This window comes from Calidifontibacillus erzurumensis (genome assembly GCF_013303125.1).
Lineage (GTDB): Bacteria > Bacillota > Bacilli > Bacillales > Bacillaceae_J > Calidifontibacillus > Calidifontibacillus erzurumensis.
The window spans coordinates 193391-210287 of record NZ_JABTTE010000004.1; the positions used below are offsets into that span (position 1 = coordinate 193391).

The 16897-nt window shown below is 34.6% G+C and carries 16 protein-coding genes; 2 read left to right on the forward strand and 14 right to left on the reverse strand.

Going from position 1 to position 16897, the window contains the following annotated elements:
• Positions 1 to 9: 9 nt before the first annotated feature.
• The 10 genes from HR057_RS05525 to HR057_RS05570 form a co-directional block, all read right to left on the reverse strand.
• The gene (locus HR057_RS05525) at positions 10 to 768 is read right to left on the reverse strand and encodes a Stp1/IreP family PP2C-type Ser/Thr phosphatase (protein ID WP_173730426.1); all 759 of its coding nucleotides are present in this window, start codon (positions 766 to 768) and stop codon (positions 10 to 12) included.
• Between the two features lie 4 nt (positions 769 to 772).
• Positions 773 to 1864, reverse strand: a complete 1092-nt coding sequence (gene rlmN, locus HR057_RS05530; RefSeq protein WP_173730427.1) for a 23S rRNA (adenine(2503)-C(2))-methyltransferase RlmN — start codon at positions 1862 to 1864, stop codon at positions 773 to 775.
• A 5-nt stretch (positions 1865 to 1869) separates the two neighbouring features.
• Positions 1870 to 3210, reverse strand: coding sequence for a 16S rRNA (cytosine(967)-C(5))-methyltransferase RsmB (rsmB, locus tag HR057_RS05535; protein ID WP_173730428.1), 1341 nt, complete (start codon positions 3208 to 3210; stop codon positions 1870 to 1872).
• The gene (gene fmt / locus HR057_RS05540; RefSeq protein WP_173730429.1) at positions 3203 to 4156 is read right to left on the reverse strand and encodes a methionyl-tRNA formyltransferase; all 954 of its coding nucleotides are present in this window, start codon (positions 4154 to 4156) and stop codon (positions 3203 to 3205) included. Before fmt ends, rsmB begins: the two co-directional genes overlap by 8 nt.
• Before the next feature lie 72 nt (positions 4157 to 4228).
• Positions 4229 to 6640, reverse strand: coding sequence for a primosomal protein N' (priA, locus tag HR057_RS05545; RefSeq protein ID WP_173730430.1), 2412 nt, complete (start codon positions 6638 to 6640; stop codon positions 4229 to 4231).
• Between the two features lie 12 nt (positions 6641 to 6652).
• Positions 6653 to 7849 carry a bifunctional phosphopantothenoylcysteine decarboxylase/phosphopantothenate--cysteine ligase CoaBC gene (gene coaBC / locus HR057_RS05550; RefSeq protein WP_173730431.1) on the reverse strand — a complete coding sequence of 399 codons (1197 nt, stop codon included), beginning with the start codon at positions 7847 to 7849 and terminating at the stop codon, positions 6653 to 6655.
• A gap of 82 nt (positions 7850 to 7931) precedes the next feature.
• A complete protein-coding gene (rpoZ, locus tag HR057_RS05555; RefSeq protein ID WP_173730432.1) occupies positions 7932 to 8144 on the reverse strand; it encodes a DNA-directed RNA polymerase subunit omega in 213 nt (70 codons plus the stop codon).
• Positions 8145 to 8148: 4 nt separating this feature from the next.
• The gene (gene gmk, locus HR057_RS05560) at positions 8149 to 8763 is read right to left on the reverse strand and encodes a guanylate kinase (RefSeq protein ID WP_173730433.1); all 615 of its coding nucleotides are present in this window, start codon (positions 8761 to 8763) and stop codon (positions 8149 to 8151) included.
• A gap of 9 nt (positions 8764 to 8772) precedes the next feature.
• Positions 8773 to 9039 (reverse strand): extracellular matrix/biofilm regulator RemA, encoded by a 267-nt coding sequence (remA, locus tag HR057_RS05565; protein WP_173730434.1) that lies wholly within the window; start codon positions 9037 to 9039, stop codon positions 8773 to 8775.
• 55 nt (positions 9040 to 9094) lie between these two features.
• Positions 9095 to 9976, reverse strand: a complete 882-nt coding sequence (locus tag HR057_RS05570) for a YicC/YloC family endoribonuclease (RefSeq protein WP_173730435.1) — start codon at positions 9974 to 9976, stop codon at positions 9095 to 9097.
• Positions 9977 to 10212: 236 nt separating this feature from the next.
• On the opposite strand from HR057_RS05570, the gene HR057_RS05575 reads away from it, so the two are divergent.
• A complete protein-coding gene (locus HR057_RS05575; protein WP_173730436.1) occupies positions 10213 to 11925 on the forward strand; it encodes an Rqc2 family fibronectin-binding protein in 1713 nt (570 codons plus the stop codon).
• A gap of 59 nt (positions 11926 to 11984) precedes the next feature.
• On the opposite strand, the gene HR057_RS05580 is transcribed toward HR057_RS05575, so the two are convergent.
• The 4 genes from HR057_RS05580 to HR057_RS05595 form a co-directional block, all read right to left on the reverse strand.
• Positions 11985 to 12653 (reverse strand): response regulator transcription factor, encoded by a 669-nt coding sequence (locus HR057_RS05580; RefSeq protein WP_173730437.1) that lies wholly within the window; start codon positions 12651 to 12653, stop codon positions 11985 to 11987.
• 12 nt (positions 12654 to 12665) lie between these two features.
• Complete coding sequence (locus tag HR057_RS05585) at positions 12666 to 15002, reverse strand: ATP-binding protein (RefSeq protein ID WP_173730438.1); 2337 nt, start codon at positions 15000 to 15002, stop codon at positions 12666 to 12668.
• Between the two features lie 91 nt (positions 15003 to 15093).
• Entirely contained in the window at positions 15094 to 15255 is a 162-nt protein-coding gene (gene comX / locus HR057_RS05590; RefSeq protein ID WP_173730439.1) for a competence pheromone ComX, read from the reverse strand.
• A 74-nt stretch (positions 15256 to 15329) separates the two neighbouring features.
• A complete protein-coding gene (locus HR057_RS05595) occupies positions 15330 to 16238 on the reverse strand; it encodes a polyprenyl synthetase family protein (RefSeq protein ID WP_173730440.1) in 909 nt (302 codons plus the stop codon).
• Positions 16239 to 16662: 424 nt separating this feature from the next.
• Between HR057_RS05595 and HR057_RS05600 the strand changes: the two genes are divergently transcribed.
• Entirely contained in the window at positions 16663 to 16824 is a 162-nt protein-coding gene (locus HR057_RS05600; RefSeq protein ID WP_173730441.1) for a hypothetical protein, read from the forward strand.
• The last annotated feature ends 73 nt before the right edge of the window (positions 16825 to 16897 follow it).

The window sequence follows — 16897 nt, forward strand, 5'->3', positions numbered from 1 at the left end:
CAACTTTCATCACTCACTTCCATTTTCCGTCCAATCATGCATCACAAGTGCAACGGAAATGTTATCATCTCCACCAGCAGCATTTGCTTTATCTATGAGCGTTCTGGCTTTTGCCTTTAAATCGGATTCATCTTTTAACACCGCTTCTATTTCCGAAATCGGAACTTTGTTCGTTAAACCATCGGAACATAACAGCAAAACATCACTTGCTTCCCATTCTAAAGATTTTATATCAAGAACAACCGTTTCTTCCGTACCTAATGCCCTCATTAATACATTTTTTCGCGGATGATGTTCTGCATCTTCCGGAGATATTTGTCCACTGCGTACCAATTCATTTACTAATGAATGGTCATCCGTAATTTGAGTAAAACCATTGCTATTTAATAAATAACAGCGGCTATCACCAATATGGCCAACGGTAATAAACTCCTGATTTAAAACGACGACAACAATGGTCGTACCCATTCCTTGGCAGTCTTCATTTTCTTTAGCATATTGGTAAATGGAAGAATTGACTTGTGCGACAGCTTCTCTTAACCATTGTTCGATTTGATCGGGTGTTGATAACTCCTCTTTTCTTTGCATTGACCATAATCTTTCTATTTCTGAAATCGCCATTTGGCTAGCTACATCCCCTGCTTGATGACCGCCCATACCATCAGCTACAACAGCCAAAGCTAGTTCGTCTTCAAGAAAAAAGATTCCACCACTATCTTCATTATGTTGCCGAACTTTTCCCCGATCAGTTAAAAAAACTGATTTCATAGTTTCACCTCGCCTCTTCTTTTCGCTCTTTCGCCCGCAGCTGCCCACATGCTGCTTCGATATCGTGCCCTTGTTCCCTTCGTATCGTAACATTTATTCCGTGCTTTTTTAACGTTCGTTCAAACTCAAAAATTTGCTTTCTTGGCGTCCGTACATAGTTTCGCTCAGGTACATAATTGACTGGTATTAAATTAACGTGACACTTCAATCCTTTGATTAACCGAGCTAATTCTTCTGCATGTTCAATCTGATCATTAACGCCGCCAAATAGGCCATATTCGAATGTTACTCTACGGCCAGTTTTCTCTATATAATATCGGACCGCATCCATTAATTTCTCCAGGTCATAAGCTTTATTGATCGGCATTAAGCGGCTGCGCAATTCTGTATTAGGGGCATGCAGAGAAATAGCAAAATTAATTTGCAAGCCTTCATTTGCAAAATCATAAATTCTTGGGACAATACCGCTGGTAGAGACGGTAATATGCCGAGCCCCAATGTTTAAACCTTTTTCATCATTGACAATTTTTAAAAATGAAAGCAAAGATTGATAATTATCAAAAGGTTCCCCGATTCCCATGACAACGATTGAGCTTACCCGTTCGTTTGTTTCATCTAATACTTTTTGTACTTTTAATACTTGGGCAACAATTTCTCCTGCTTCTAAATTGCGCTTTAATCCTCCAAGGGTTGAGGCACAAAACGTGCAGCCAATTCGACAGCCAACTTGTGTTGTCACACAGACAGAATTTCCGTAATCATGTCTCATCAACACCGTTTCAATAGAAAAGCCGTCATGAAGTTCGAATAAAAATTTTAATGTGCCATCTTGGGATGAATGTTTGGCAATCGTTTTTAGAGTTGTTATTATAAAATGATTCTCTAATTTCTCTCGCAATCCTTTTGGTAAGTTTGACATTTCAGCAAAATGATCGACTCTTTTTTTATAAAGCCAATCAAAAATTTGCGTTGCCCTGAATTTAGGTTCACCCTGTTCTTTTAACCACATTTCCAACTCATTCAATTGTAATGAATAAATGGAAGGTTTTCGCTCAAAATTTTGTTCTGTGAATGTATCTTTTTGTTTTCCTTCCATGATGTTTACACCTGCTTTCTAAACCTAGCAATAAAAAATCCATCTGTACTAAAGTAATGAGGCAAAATTTGTACATAGCCGTTATTGCAATAAGGCTTTAGCTGATTCGGCAACTTTTCTATCAATGTAGGATCTATACTAAAATCTCTATTTTCAGCTAGAAACTTATGAACAACCTCTTCATTTTCATCTTTGTCAATCGTACATGTACTATAAACAAGGGTTCCACCTTTTTTTAACAAACCAGCAACATTTTTTAATATTGTACATTGGATCTCAGCCAATTTTTCAATATCTTCCAGTTTTTTGCTGTATTTTATATCCGGTTTTCTCTGAATAACACCGAAGCCTGAACATGGAGCATCGACTAAAATCCGATCAAAAGTTTCCGGCCTAAAATGTTTATGAAGTTCTCGGCTATCACTGATGACCGTTTCAACATTCGTTAAATTTAGGCGTTCCACTTGTTCTTCAATTAATTTAACTTTATGTGGATGGATATCAACAGCAATGACCTTTCCTTGTCCTTTTAATCGTTCAGCAATATGGGTCGTTTTTCCCCCTGGTGCTGCACAACAATCGAGAATTATTTCGTCATTTTCTGGTTCTAATGCTCTAGCAACTAACATCGAGCTTTCATCTTGAATTGTTACATAACCGTTTTGGAAAGTTTTCGTCTTTGTTAAATTTCCTTCTTCAATTACAATACTATCAACTGATAACGTACCTGTCTTTGCTTTCACATTCTCCTTTTCTAAAAGAGAAAGAACTTCTGGCACTGTCGCTTTATTGCAATTCACGCGGGCAGTTACATGAGGTGGGACCAGTGAACTTTCACAAATTTTTCTAGTCGTATCAATCCCATATTGTGCTGCCCATTTTTCAATTAACCATAATGGGAAACTTGTTTCAATTGCTAAACGTTCCAACGGATCTTTAATATTTTCAAAGTTCGGTAATCCTTCCCGTTGAATCGAACGTAAAACTCCATTGACCATACCAGAAATGCCTCGATGACCGCGTTTTTTTGCGATTTCTACAGCTTCAAAAATGGCAGCACGGTCTGGAATTCTGTCTAAATAAACGATTTGATATAACGATAAACGTAATAGTATAAGCACCCATAGATCGATCTTCTTTGCTTTTTTTAAAAATGGTTTTAGGAAAAAATCTATAGTCAATTTTCTTTGGGTTGTCCCGTAAACGATTTCTGTCAATAAACCAATATCTACAGCTTTTAATGAATGTCTTTCAATCATTTTGTTTAATAATAAATTGCTATACGCTTGATTTTTTTCTATTTGAAGTAATATATCCAAAGCTAGTTCACGTACGTTTTTACTCATGCTCTACTCCTATTATTTCACCAGCTGAAAGTTTTGCACCGGCACCTCTTAAATATTCCTTGGCTGTCATTCTTTTTTTACCGGACGGTTGCAATTCCGTTATTTTTATCGCTGTACTGTTTCCAGTTGCAACAACAATTCCGTCTTCATCAACGCGGAGTATCGTCCCCGGTTTAGCGGTTTGGCTATTTGGAACTTTTTCACCCCACCAAATTTTAAGCAATGACCCATTATTGTCAAATGTAAAAGCAACTGGCCAAGGGTTTAGCCCGCGAATTTGGTTATATATTTCTTCACCGTTTTTGTTCCAATTAATTTTTTCTTGTTCACGCTGAATATTTGGTGCATATGTTGCTTCTTCATCATTTTGTTTAATTGGAGTAATTTCCCCTTTTATTAATAGTGGAATTGTTTCTGATAAAAGCTTTGCACCAGCTTCACTTAATTTGTCGTGCAACGAGCCAACATGATCCCTTTCATCAATTGTTACTTCTACTTGTGTTAAAATATCACCAGCATCAAGCTTTTCTGCCATGTACATAATTGTAATACCAGTCTTTTTCTTTCCTTGTAAAATCGCATAATGAATCGGCGCCCCACCCCTTAATTCAGGGAGCAATGATGCATGGACGTTTATACATCCGAATTTAGGAGCATCTAATAGCTCTTTTGGAAGAATTTGTCCAAAAGCTGCCGTTACAACTAAATCCGGCTTTAACATTAAAACTTCTTTTAATTGTTCTGGATCGCGAATTTTATTCGGCTGAATAACCGGTATTCCATGTTTTAAAGCTTCAATTTTAACTGGCGGAGGAGTGATCTCTTTCTTACGCCCTTTTGGACGATCAGGCTGTGTTACAACTCCAACAATTTCATAGCCATCTTCTATCAGCCTTTTTAAAATTGGTACTGAAAAATCCGGCGTCCCCATAAAAACTACGCGCATGAATAATCTCACCTTTCTTATAAACATCCCCATTATTAGCGTTTCCGATTTTAAACAAACACTCATCAAAAGCTAAATCATCATAAAAGGGTTCATATCAATAGAAATTTGCAAATCATTCCGACTCATTTCTTGCTGAAAATGATGCAAGATTGACCTCAAAGTACGTCCCAAATTTGGTTCATCTTTGTATTTTATCATGCATTGGTAGCGATATCTATTCTTTAAGCGTGGGATTGGTGAAGCTACCGGTCCTAAAATGATCGCTTGATTTGATAGTCTACCTCTTAAAATGGCAGAAACTTTTTCAGCAGCATCTACTACTTTCATCAGTTCTGGATGAGAAATTGTGATCAGTGTCAAAAAATAAAATGGCGGATAATGATACAATTTTCGAATAGCCATTTCCTTCCGATAATAAGTGTCGTAATCCGTTTTTGCTGCAAGGACAATACTATAATGGTCTGGAGTATATGTTTGGATGACAACTTCACCTGGAAGCTCGTGCCGTCCAGCACGCCCACTAACTTGCGTAATCAGCTGAAAAGTTTTTTCACTTGCCCGAAAGTCAGGAATATGAAGCATTGAATCTGCTGCCAACACCCCTACAAATGTTACATCGGGAAAATCTAACCCTTTCGCAATCATTTGAGTACCTAGTAAAATATCCGCTTTTTTTTCTTCAAAAGCGCTCAGTAATTTTTCATGAGCTCCTTTTCGGCTTGTCGTATCAACATCCATCCGGATGACACGTGCCTCAGGCAATAATTTTGCTAGTTCTTCTTCCACTTTTTGTGTTCCTGTTCCAAAAAATCGGATATGTTCGCTGCGACATTCAGGACAAGTTGTTAAAAGGCGTGTTTCAAAAGAACAATAGTGACATTTTAGCATGTCGTCATGCTTATGATAAGTAAGTGAAATATCACAGTGCGGGCAACGAAGCACAAAGCCGCAGTCCCGACACATAACAAATGTTGAAAACCCTCGCCGATTCAAAAATAAAACAGATTGTTCGCCTTTTTCCAACCTGTCTTTTAACTTTTCAAATAAAATTTTTGAAAACATCGAACGATTGCCACAGCGCAGTTCTTCCCGCATATCAACGATTTCCACTGCAGGCAGTACACTCGCATTGATCCGCTTCTTTAATGTTAATAAGCGGTAAACACCTTTTTGTGCTCGGGCAAACGATTCGAGCGACGGGGTTGCGCTTCCGAGAACAACTGGACATTGGTGGTACTTCCCGCGTTTAATTGCCACATCTCTAGCATGATAACGGGGATTTTCCTCCTGTTTATAGCTTGTCTCATGTTCTTCGTCAATAATAATAATGCCTAAATTTTCAAAAGGCGCAAAAATGGCGGAGCGGGCACCAACTACGACTTTAACCTCTTTCCTTTGGATTTTTCGCCATTCATCATATTTTTCCCCTTGCGATAATCCGCTGTGCAAAACTGCAACATCAGCACCAAACCGGCTTTTAAATCTTGCTACCATCATTGGAGTTAATGAAATTTCTGGAACAAGCATAATTGCTTCTTTTCCTTGCTTTAATACTTCAGCGATTGCCTGTAAATAAATTTCGGTTTTACCGCTGCCTGTAACACCATACATTAAAAAAACATCATGCCTTCCTTTTCGAATGCTTTCAATGATTGGCATCATTGCTTTCGTTTGTTCTTCTGTCAACGGAAGCGGCTCTGATTGTTTAAATTCTCGTTTTTCATATGGATCTCTATAAACTTCTTCATAATGTTCTTGTAAGATCCCTTTTTTAATAAGTGAGTTGATCGGCGAAATGGTTGTATCCAAAATATTAATGAGTTGTTGCAATTCTATTTGCTCTGGACCATCAATAAAAAACTGGATAATTTCTTTTTGTTTCAATGCTTGATTTGGAAAACTATCTAATAATTGAAGCAACTCATCTTTCGTTTTCTTTGTACTGATGACCTTCACTTTCTTTTTCTTCGCACGGTCTTCAATGCGATAAACGACTTCCATATTACCCTTTTTCAACTCTTTTTGGATAAGTGGAAATATTAGCTTATTGTTTTCGATTTCTTTCCATTGAATTACATCATTAACAAACAAATTCTTTAGCTCATCACAAATTGTTTGTGCATTTTTTAAATGGACTTCTTTTTCATATTTTACCTTCATCGCCGCCGGCAACATTGCTTGGTAAGCTGTAATTAAAAAACAAAGAGTCGTATCACGTAGCCATTCGCCTAATTCCAACAATTCCTGTGTTAATACGGGAGTAAGATCTAATACAGATTCAACGGATTTTAATTTTTTTATTTCCGTTTCATTCGAAAGTCCTACGACAAAACCTTGCACTTTTCTAGGTCCAAATGGAACTATAACTCTCATGCCCGGTTGAATAAAATCTTCATCATGCCAATCTTCTGGAATTAAATAATCAAAAGTCCGATCGATTTGATTCGCAGGTACGTCAACGATAATCTTGGCAATGTTCATAAATAACTTCCTTTATTCTAAAAATGTCGCTGCTTTCATTAAAATTTCCTTAGCTGCTTCCTGTTTGGAAAGTAGTGGATATTCCATCACTTCCCCATTTCTTGTATAGATCGTAATAATATTTGTATCAACACCAAATCCTGCGCCTTCTTGTTTCACATTATTTGCAACAATCATATCAAGATTTTTTGTTTTCAATTTTTTTGTTGCATAAGCTTGGACATTTTCCGTTTCTGCTGCAAATCCAACTAAAATTTGCTTTTCTTTCTTTTCTCCCAACGTTTTTAATATATCTATTGTCCGTTCCAGTTCAAGTACTAAATCGCCATCCCCTTTTTTCATCTTATTGTCATAGATGATCTTTGGGCGATAGTCGGCAACTGCAGCTGCTTTAATGACAATATTTGTATCAGGAAAGTATTTCAAAACTTCTTCATACATTTCCTGAGCTGTTTCAATCGGAACAAATGTTACTCCAGCTGGTGGCTTTAGTGCAGTCGGACCTGATATTAAAGTGACTTCGGCTCCAAGCGCTGCCGCTGATTCGGCAAGTGCATAGCCCATTTTGCCGGATGAGCGATTTGTTATATAGCGGACTGGATCAATGATTTCACGAGTTGGTCCTGCAGTTACAAGAATCTTAATTCCTTGTAAAGGTTTCGTTGGCTTTGCAAAATAACTTTTTAATAGTTCAATAATTTTTTCTGGTTCTTCTAGTCTACCTTTGCCTACATAACCGCATGCCAAATGTCCTTCAGACGGTTCAATAAATCGATAGCCGTATTGATGTAAAATATTTATGTTTCTTTTAACAGCTGGATGTTCATACATATGGACATTCATCGCTGGAGCGATCCAGACTGGAGCGGTTGTTGCCAATATTGTTGTTGAAACAAAACAATCGGCTATCCCGTTTGCTAATTTACCAATGATATTCGCTGTTGCTGGAGCGACAATTACTAAATCAGCCCAATCTGCCAAATCGATATGTGCAATTTTTCTTGAATCTTTCTCATCAAAAATATCTATAAAAACATCATTTCTCGATAATACTTGAAACGTGAGGGGCTGGACAAACTCCATAGCTGATTTTGTCATCATTACTTTTACATCTGCCCCTGCCTGAACAAGCTTACTTGTTAAAGCCGCTGCTTTATAAGCAGCAATCCCACCCGTTACACAAAGGAGAAGTTTTTTCCCTTTCAGCATCCTTAAACCCCCTTAAAAGAAAAAAGACGTCGCTTAATTTCATAAAACAAAAGTTTCGAAAGTAAAAAATAACAACCTATAATTATAGGTTGCCTTTTTCTTCATCATACTGTAAGTGTAATAAACCCTCTGCTATTTCTTCTAAAGCTTTCCCTACAGGCTTTCGAGAAACTGTTTTCTCCAACATGCAATCATTGTTTTCTTGGATCTCTCTAGCCCGTTTGGAAGCTACTGCTACAAGCGTGTATTTAGAATCGATTTTTTCCATTAATTTATCGATGGATGGATAAAGCATAAGTTTATTCAACCTCCAATAATTTTTTATAAGATACTTCAACACGATCGCGCCGATAATGTTCTGCTTCAACTATTGCTTCGATGCGCTTGCAAGCTTTTTCTACTTCATCATTAACAACAACATAATCATAAGCGCTCATCATCTCAATTTCCACTTTTGCTGTTTCTAAACGATCTTTCACGATATCTTCCGTTTCTGTTCCACGGCCGATAATGCGGTTTTTTAATTCTTCTAAACTTGGAGGAATTAAAAAGATCAAAACCGCTTCCGGAAATGCTTTTCGAACTTGCATAGCCCCTTGCACTTCGATTTCCAGGAATACATCTTGACCTGCATTGATTGTGTTCTTCACATAATCAATCGGGGTACCGTAATAATTTCCTACAAATTCAGCCCATTCCAACAATTTATTTTCCTTGATCATTTGTTCAAACTCTTCACGGGTTTTGAAAAAATAATCAACACCATCAATTTCTCCTGCACGAGGCTTTCTCGTTGTAGCTGAAATCGAGTATTTGAGATTGATGTTTTTCTCAAAAAGTGCTTTACGGACCGTACCTTTTCCGACACCAGACGGTCCCGACAGCACAAATAAAATACCCTTTTCTTCAATCATTCAAAATTCCTACCCTTCCTCACTTAAGTCATCTTTATTATTATTAAGGCGTTGGGCTATCGTTTCTGGCTGGATTGCCGAAAGGATGACATGATCGCTATCAGTAATGATGACCGCCCTCGTTCGCCGTCCATATGTCGCATCTATTAACATACCTTTATCGCGAGCTTCTTGAATGATGCGTTTTATTGGAGCCGATTCTGGACTAACGATTGAAATGATACGATTGGCTGAAACAATATTACCGAAGCCAATATTAATTAATTTAATACTCATAAGCTCCCCCTATGTACAATACACTATTTTTTACGAGTTTGCGAAAAAATATGAGCTATTCGATATTTTGTACCTGCTCCTTTATTTTTTCGAGCTCGCTTTTCATTTCAACGACCTTTTGGCTGATTTGAACATCATTTGCTTTTGAGCCAATAGTATTCATTTCCCTATTCATTTCCTGAACAAGAAAATCAAGTTTTCTTCCGACGCTGCCACCAATGTTGATAATTTTTTCAAATTGATTCACATGGCTCTCAAGCCTAGTCAACTCTTCATTAATATCAGCTTTATCAGCAAAAATTGCCACTTCTGTTAAAATTCTTGCTTCGTCGACCTCAAATGCATTTCCTAAAAAATCTTGAATTTTCTTTTCGAGCCGTTCTTTATATTTTTCAACAACATTAGCAGAAAAAGGCTTCAAGTATTTGATGCAGTCATCAATCATTTTGAGGCGTTCAGATATATCTGCCTTCAATGCAACACCTTCTATTTGCCGCATTTCTTGCAGCTCGAGTGCTGCTTCTTTAGTTGCATCAAGAATAACTTGTTCGAGTTCTTCAATACCATCATCCATTTCGGTTATGGAAAATACTTCAGGCAGCCGAATAAACTGTTCTAGCGTAAATTGTCCATCAAGGTTATATAATTCTTTAGCTTTTTGAAATGACTCAACATATTGAGAAATAAGATCCCAATCTACTTGCAAATATCGCTTAATATATCCTTCCCCTTCAACGGTTATGAAAATATCGACTCGGCCGCGTTGTATGTACTTCTGAACGGTTTTCTTTATTTTTTCTTCAAATAATAGAAATTGCCTTGGCATCCGTACTGAAATTTCACAAAAACGGTGATTGACAGACTTCATTTCAACGATCACTTTAAAGCTATCCAGCTCTTTTTTGCTTCTGCCAAAACCAGTCATACTCACGATCATTTTCATCACATCCAATAATCTTATTCTATAAAATTTAAGACAGTACAACAAGTAAATAATACCCAAAAATCATTGAAAGATAAATGATAAAGGCTGATGATCATTAAAATAATTAACTCTATAGGAATAAATTTACATAAAGTTCATGTTATATAAGAAATCCTTTTATGAATTGTAATCATTTTCCGACTTTCTATAAAAAATGTTATACTATTAAAGATTGAGAGGTGGAACGAATGACATTTGATGGTATCGTTACAAAAGCTGTTACGGAAGAATTAATCGACATATTAGAGCATGGAAGGATCACAAAAATTTATCAGCCATATAAATATGATCTAATTTTAAATGTGCGTTCAAGAAGTAAAAACCATCAACTCCTTATTTCAGCCAATCCAAGTTATGCCAGAATACATATTACAAAAGAAACTTATGAAAACCCAAAAGAACCTCCAATGTTTTGCATGCTTTTACGAAAACATTTGGAAGGAAGTATTATTGAAAAAATTGAACAAGACACATTTGAAAGGGTCATTAAATTTTATATCCGTACTAAAAATGAAATTGGCGATGTATCACTGAAACTATTGATCGTTGAAATCATGGGGAAGCACAGCAACATTATGTTAGTTGACCATGAAAAAAATATGATCATCGACAGCATTAAACATGTATCTAGTGCTGTCAACCGGCACAGAACGATCCTACCAGGATTTGAGTATGTTGCACCCCCAAAACAAATGAAACTAAATCCATTGGCGATTACAGAAGAAACACTATTGCAAAAATTAAACTTTAATCAAGGGAAAATCGCTCAACAAATGGTCGAGCAAATCGCTGGTATTTCAAATCTATTTGCAAATGAAGTGGTCCATCGAGCCGGGCTTTGTAACCGCGCGACGATTCCTAAAGCTTTTTTTTCAATGATTGAGCCAATAAAAAATAAAGATTATCAACCGCAGCTTATTAATGCCGATGGAAAAGAATATTTTTATATTTGCAACCTTAGCCATATTAATGGCAAAGTACAATATTTTGATACAATCAACGAGCTATTGGACCGCTATTATTTTGGAAAAGCGGAGCGAGACCGTGTCAAGCAACAAGCCAATGATCTTGAGCGCTTTATAAAAAATGAATGGACGAAAAATAAAAAGAAAATAAAAAAACTGGAAAATGCATTGCAGGAAGCCAAAAAAGCAGATGAATTCCAGCTTTATGGCGAGCTGCTAACGGCCAATATGTATGCCGCTTCCAAAGGAATGAAAGAAATTGAAGTAGTCAACTATTATGATGAAAACGGGGCAACGGTCAAAATCCCGCTTGACCCATTAAAAACACCGTCGGAAAATGCACAAGCTTATTTTACAAAATATCAAAAGCTGAAAAAATCTGTTGAATTCGTTAAAGAGCAAATCGAATCAACGAAAGAAGAAATAGCCTATTTTGAAAATTTGCTACAACAATTTGAATCAGCATCTCCGAAAGATATTGAAGAAATACGTGAAGAATTGACTGAACAAGGTTATTTAAAAATGAAGAAAAATGGCAAAAAAGTTCAGCAAAAAAGCCAAAAGCCAACTCTCGATTATTATATTTCTTCAGATGGTGATGAAATTATCGTCGGCAAAAATAATAAACAAAATGAATACTTAACAAATAGACTTGCAAGAAGAGATGAAATTTGGCTTCATACAAAAGATATTCCGGGATCTCATGTCGTGATTAGAAATGAATCTCCATCTGAGCAAACATTGCTGGAAGCAGCAAAAATTGCCGCCTTTTTTAGCAAAGCAAAAAATTCAAGTTCTGTACCGGTTGATTATACAAGAATCCGTTATGTCAAAAAACCGAGCGGAGCCAAACCCGGTTTTGTTATTTATGAAAATCAGTCCACAATATATGTGACTCCAGAAGAAGATTTAATCTACAAGTTAAAGAAAAAATGAACAATAAAACCTGCTGTAAGATTTTTGCTTCAGCAGGTTTTATTGTTTTTTTCATTTTTTTATTTCCGATTTACAAACATTTCACTCGGCAACAACCTTAATTCTCTAGCCTTTGCCACTGCTTCGCCTCTTGAACTGACATTTAGAATATTAAAGATTTTCGTTAAATGATATTCGACCATACGCTGGCTCATTAATAACTTTTGAGCAATTTCTTTGTTGGACTTTCCTAAAGAAGCCTCAAACAACACGAGCTGCTCTTTTTCATTTAATGATATACTGGCAACCGTTTCACCGTTTGAAATTTCTCCTTTAATCTCATTGCGTCGTAATTGCCTTAACAGTGATACCGGTACAACTGCTTCTTTCCTTAATGCACAATAAACTGATGTTAAGAGTTGATCGGTTGATGCTGTTTTACTGATAAATCCACTGGCACCTGATTCCATCATAAGATTAAAATGGACTTCAATATCAAATCCAGTAATAATTAAGACGCAAGCATCAGAATCTTTGCCAATCACTAATTTCGTCAATTCAATCCCATTGATGTCTGGTAAAAATAAATCAAATAAATATAAATCAAATCGAGTTTTTTCTTCTATTAATTTTAATGCTTCTTTTCCACAGGAAGCAAGAGTCACTTGAAGATTTTTATCTGTTTCAATCATCGCTTTAGTACCTTCTCTGACCGATGGGTGATCATCGACAAGTAAAATTTGAAACATTGCCTATCCCCCTTAACCGATTAAAACTTTATTCGATTGTAAAGGTATTTTAATGAATAATTCTAAACCGCCATTCTCATTTGCTTTTCTAAAAGAAATAGTGCCTTCCATACTTCTAACACGCTCTTTTATTCCGTAAATTCCTAATCGTCCGTTATAATTAGATAATTCTTCATCATTCAGTCCAGCCCCATCGTCCCTATATTTTAATAAAATTTGATCATTTTCACAGGTCAGATGAATAGAAACCTTTGAAGCATTTGCATGTTTTTCGGCATTATTCATTAATTCTTGTACAATTCGATAAAGCGTTAGATTCATTTCATCATCGATGTGACAACTCGTAATATTACTGTCATGAATAAAATCAATAACGATATTTGTCCTAAGTTGAACTTTTTTAAAAAGATTTTTCAACGCACCAACAATACCTATTTCTTTTAAAAATGGCGGGATTAATTCATTGCACGTTTCACGAATTTCATGAATGATATCTAACAAGCCTTCTTTAATAACGGACAGTTCTTCCTTGACTAGAGGATCAAAATGGTATTTTTGTAGAGTTTCAGATAACTTTCGATACAATACAAGCTGGTCTTGCAACACTGAATCATGTAGGTCAGTCGATAATCGTTTCCGCTCTTTTTCCTCAATTTGAAAAAGCATCTTTAAGAGCCAAGAAGGCGCGTTCTCTTTCATGCGAATGCTCTCAAGTTCCCCTATTAACTCTTCAATCATTTGCAAGTTTTCATAACTAATATTCATATAATAAGAAATTGTTTTAATCCATTCTGTTTCTTCAAGGTTAAACGTAGTAAAGTTCTTCTTTTCACCTAAAACTAATACTACCATTTTCTTTGTATTATTTGAGACAATGATATATGAAATTGTATCTAATGTTTGAAGTTCCCCAATAAAATTTTTGTCATAAAATAACAATAGATGTGAATGCAACAATTTACGTTCATAATTCCAAGAATCTCCGGCAACTAATATTAGTTGGTCAGACTCTTTATCATATTCTAGCAATGCTATATTTTTTAAACCTAATACAGATTTTATCTCATTAACAAAATGGCGCCTGATTTCCTTTCTGTTTTTTTCACGGGATAAAATTGAAACAAGCTGATATATGCTAGATTGTAAATTATATCTTTCTGTAAATAATTTACTTCTCATTTGAAAATCTAGTTGCTCTTTTACATAAAAAACAAATATAAATAATAGATAGACGACACCAAAAATTTTCAGCTTAACAGTTAAAGTTTGGGTATTTCCCAGCCAATCTACAATTATTGTGATCACCAAGGTTGGAACAAACGCAAGAATAAAATAATAGAAAAACCGTTTAATATAAAAATTTATGTCTAAAAACCGGTTGGTCGACACTAAGTAAACAAATGTCAACGGTAAAAAATAGGTAAAGATAAAAGCAACTTCGCCGGAAATTAGTTGTTCTCTCAAAATAATGATTGGAAAAGCATATAATAGTGAAAATGGCATGAATGATAAAAGAATACCTACGTTAATAATTCTATAAAGGGATCCATACATCGTTTTTCGATATTTTATATAACCTTTTGCAAAATAATAAATACAACAAAAAGCATTTAATACAAAAATTAATAACACTAATATCTTTGTTGCCATGTAAAAAATGCTGTTTAAAGGAAAAATTAAAAATAGCAGCACTAAAAATAGAACTGAACAATTAGCTAAATATAGGCTTTTAACAATCTTGCGGCTTGCGAATTTTAAGTGATATTTTTGAAAATACAAAAAGAAAAAATGGAGGACTAACATCGGTATTAACATTAAACAGCCGATGGCAAAAAACTGGGTAACCGGTTCAGTCCTAGCAGACGCCGCCCCTACAAAAGTACTTAAACCGTACAATTGTAATAGGAAAATTAAGATTGTTGTTACTTTTTCACCATGTTTATATTTCATTAAAAAAATACTAGTAAATAATGAGAAAAATAATAAAATAAATGGAAAAATGAAATGAAATAATAGTTGGGAGTTATTACTTTTTGTTTCAAATCGATAACTATAATTGATCCCTTTCCTTTGAACAATGATTTCCTTAGCTTTTTCCACAAGTCCATATTTTTTTATAGAGAGGTGTTTTTCCGGAAGATCGCCATTAATAGATAAAATTAAATCACCTTCCTGGATCCCAGCACTTTTTGCTGCACCAGTCGATAATAAATTTTTAATGACATATTGTCCTTTTTCATTGGAAAGGACTTCAATTCCTACATAAGGATACTTAAAATTAATGTATGTAGAGAAAAAACATAAAAGGACATTTATTACCATTAATAAAGAAAAAAATCTCTTTTTCATTTAATCACCTATCATAATATTGACTTTTTTAACTACATTTTTATAACAAAAAGCCAATTTCTCTTTAAACGAGAGAAATTGGCTAATTCTATTAGAACCAATATCCTGTAAGTATTTTAGATGTTCCATTTATTACATCCAAAATAATTTGTGTTTCCTCTTCACTCGCACCAACAATACTAGCTAGTCCATTTTGAACTTGTTCAAAAGCCTCCTGATTTTTCATCAAATAATGAATAATTTCTCCTAACATGACGATTCCTCCTTCATAATATAACAGATTCCTTTTCATATCAATTCCTATTGATAAAAAATAAAATTCTATTATTATCTAAATAACGTTGATAGAATCTTTTTTTTGGAATCCTCCGAAATATTCATAAAATTGATGATTTTCTCTACCTTTTTCATTTTAAGTTCCATATAGACTTGTGCAAATTCAATAGCTCCGGATTTTTTTATGATTGAGATTATCTCTTTCTGTTTAGCTTTCATTTGTTCGAACGTAATTTTTCCCTCATAGTAAAGCCGAATATCAGAAAACTGAGGATCTAAAATATTAAGAAGGTATAAAATAGGCAATGTTTTCTTTTTATGTAAAAAATCATTTTTTGTATTTTCCCGCTGAATATCTCTTATATCATTGGCAATTTGTACAGCAATTCCGAAATGTTCTGCATATTCTTTTACAGCTTTTATGTCCGGACCGTTTGCAAATATTGTACCTAACAAACATGCGCAAGAAATTAATGAACCAGATTTTTCTTTTGTAATATTAAAATAATCCATTTCATTTGAAATATTGTTTTGCGTTTCTCGCTCTTGCCCAGATATACAACGCAACAAATGCTTGTTGAACATTTTCTTTGCTTCATTTTTAATTTTTTCATCAAAATTGCTTTCATCAATGGCGATTTGACTAATGGTCAGTAAAATAGTAGCAATATGTACGGCAGTTTGAGGTGCTATTTTCATCCAAGGAACATTTTCATTATCTTGATCGGCTAGGTCATCAAAAATGTCGATAGCTAAAATTAACAACTCCATTCCTGCAGCAATTCGATTAATTTCATCATTTTTCCCACCAAATAAATCATAATGAAATAATACTAATTCCCCAAAACGAAATCCTTCTTTTTCCTTAAAATTAATAAACTGACAAATAATATCTTTTAGATTTTTTTCTTGAAGAGCATGGTCTACTAATAAAAGCATTCTCTCTTTTATATGAACCATCTTCAATCACCTTTATTAATTTAGTCTTATTATACTAGATATTTTTACCATTTTCATATAAAGATATATTAATTCTAGTTGTTAAACTAATTTCTTTTTAAAGCGGTCTGAAAAGAATAAAGATCATTATTGAAATTTAACACGGTCAAAAAAATTAACAATTATACTTCAAACAGCCTCTTCTTTTTATCTGTGTTTTAAAAGAACAAATTTTGCCTTTTTTTTTATTTTTACGGTTATTAATGAAAAACCTACCGAAATAGTATTACGGAAAACCGCAATTAAATTTCGTTGTTGTTTGTTGAAAAAATACGTTATTTTTTAATTAAAGGGAGATTTAGATAGTTTCTACAATAATAAGGATGAAAATAAATTAACACTTTTGTTGAAATAGATCTAGCAGTACTAGTGGAGGATAAAATAGATGAGGTTCCGAGTTGGAGATCGAGTTTTATACAATGAAAGGGAATATACGATTTTTTATTTATATCAAAGCAATTATTGCGAAATCCGTGAAAAAGGTTCGTTTAGAACGATTTTAGTTCGCAAAGATGAAATTAAATTGATAAAAAATAAATTTGACTGAATAAAAAAAAACCCTCCGTTGGAGGGTTAAAATTTTGAAAAAAATTATTAATATACTTTTAAACATCTCAATA

What these genes read in the sequence shown, in the direction of transcription:
- HR057_RS05525 (WP_173730426.1), bottom strand. Translation starts at nt 768, where the DNA reads ATGAAATCAGTTTTTTTAACTGATCGGGGAAAAGTTCGGCAACATAAT.
- rlmN (WP_173730427.1), bottom strand. Translation starts at nt 1,864, where the DNA reads ATGGAAGGAAAACAAAAAGATACATTCACAGAACAAAATTTTGAGCGA.
- rsmB (WP_173730428.1), bottom strand. Translation starts at nt 3,210, where the DNA reads ATGAGTAAAAACGTACGTGAACTAGCTTTGGATATATTACTTCAAATA.
- fmt (WP_173730429.1), bottom strand. Translation starts at nt 4,156, where the DNA reads ATGCGCGTAGTTTTTATGGGGACGCCGGATTTTTCAGTACCAATTTTA.
- priA (WP_173730430.1), bottom strand. Translation starts at nt 6,640, where the DNA reads ATGAACATTGCCAAGATTATCGTTGACGTACCTGCGAATCAAATCGAT.
- coaBC (WP_173730431.1), bottom strand. Translation starts at nt 7,849, where the DNA reads ATGCTGAAAGGGAAAAAACTTCTCCTTTGTGTAACGGGTGGGATTGCT.
- rpoZ (WP_173730432.1), bottom strand. Translation starts at nt 8,144, where the DNA reads ATGCTTTATCCATCCATCGATAAATTAATGGAAAAAATCGATTCTAAA.
- gmk (WP_173730433.1), bottom strand. Translation starts at nt 8,763, where the DNA reads ATGATTGAAGAAAAGGGTATTTTATTTGTGCTGTCGGGACCGTCTGGT.
- remA (WP_173730434.1), bottom strand. Translation starts at nt 9,039, where the DNA reads ATGAGTATTAAATTAATTAATATTGGCTTCGGTAATATTGTTTCAGCC.
- HR057_RS05570 (WP_173730435.1), bottom strand. Translation starts at nt 9,976, where the DNA reads ATGATCGTGAGTATGACTGGTTTTGGCAGAAGCAAAAAAGAGCTGGAT.
- HR057_RS05575 (WP_173730436.1), top strand. Translation starts at nt 10,213, where the DNA reads ATGACATTTGATGGTATCGTTACAAAAGCTGTTACGGAAGAATTAATC.
- HR057_RS05580 (WP_173730437.1), bottom strand. Translation starts at nt 12,653, where the DNA reads ATGTTTCAAATTTTACTTGTCGATGATCACCCATCGGTCAGAGAAGGT.
- HR057_RS05585 (WP_173730438.1), bottom strand. Translation starts at nt 15,002, where the DNA reads ATGAAAAAGAGATTTTTTTCTTTATTAATGGTAATAAATGTCCTTTTA.
- comX (WP_173730439.1), bottom strand. Translation starts at nt 15,255, where the DNA reads ATGTTAGGAGAAATTATTCATTATTTGATGAAAAATCAGGAGGCTTTT.
- HR057_RS05595 (WP_173730440.1), bottom strand. Translation starts at nt 16,238, where the DNA reads ATGGTTCATATAAAAGAGAGAATGCTTTTATTAGTAGACCATGCTCTT.
- HR057_RS05600 (WP_173730441.1), top strand. Translation starts at nt 16,663, where the DNA reads ATGAGGTTCCGAGTTGGAGATCGAGTTTTATACAATGAAAGGGAATAT.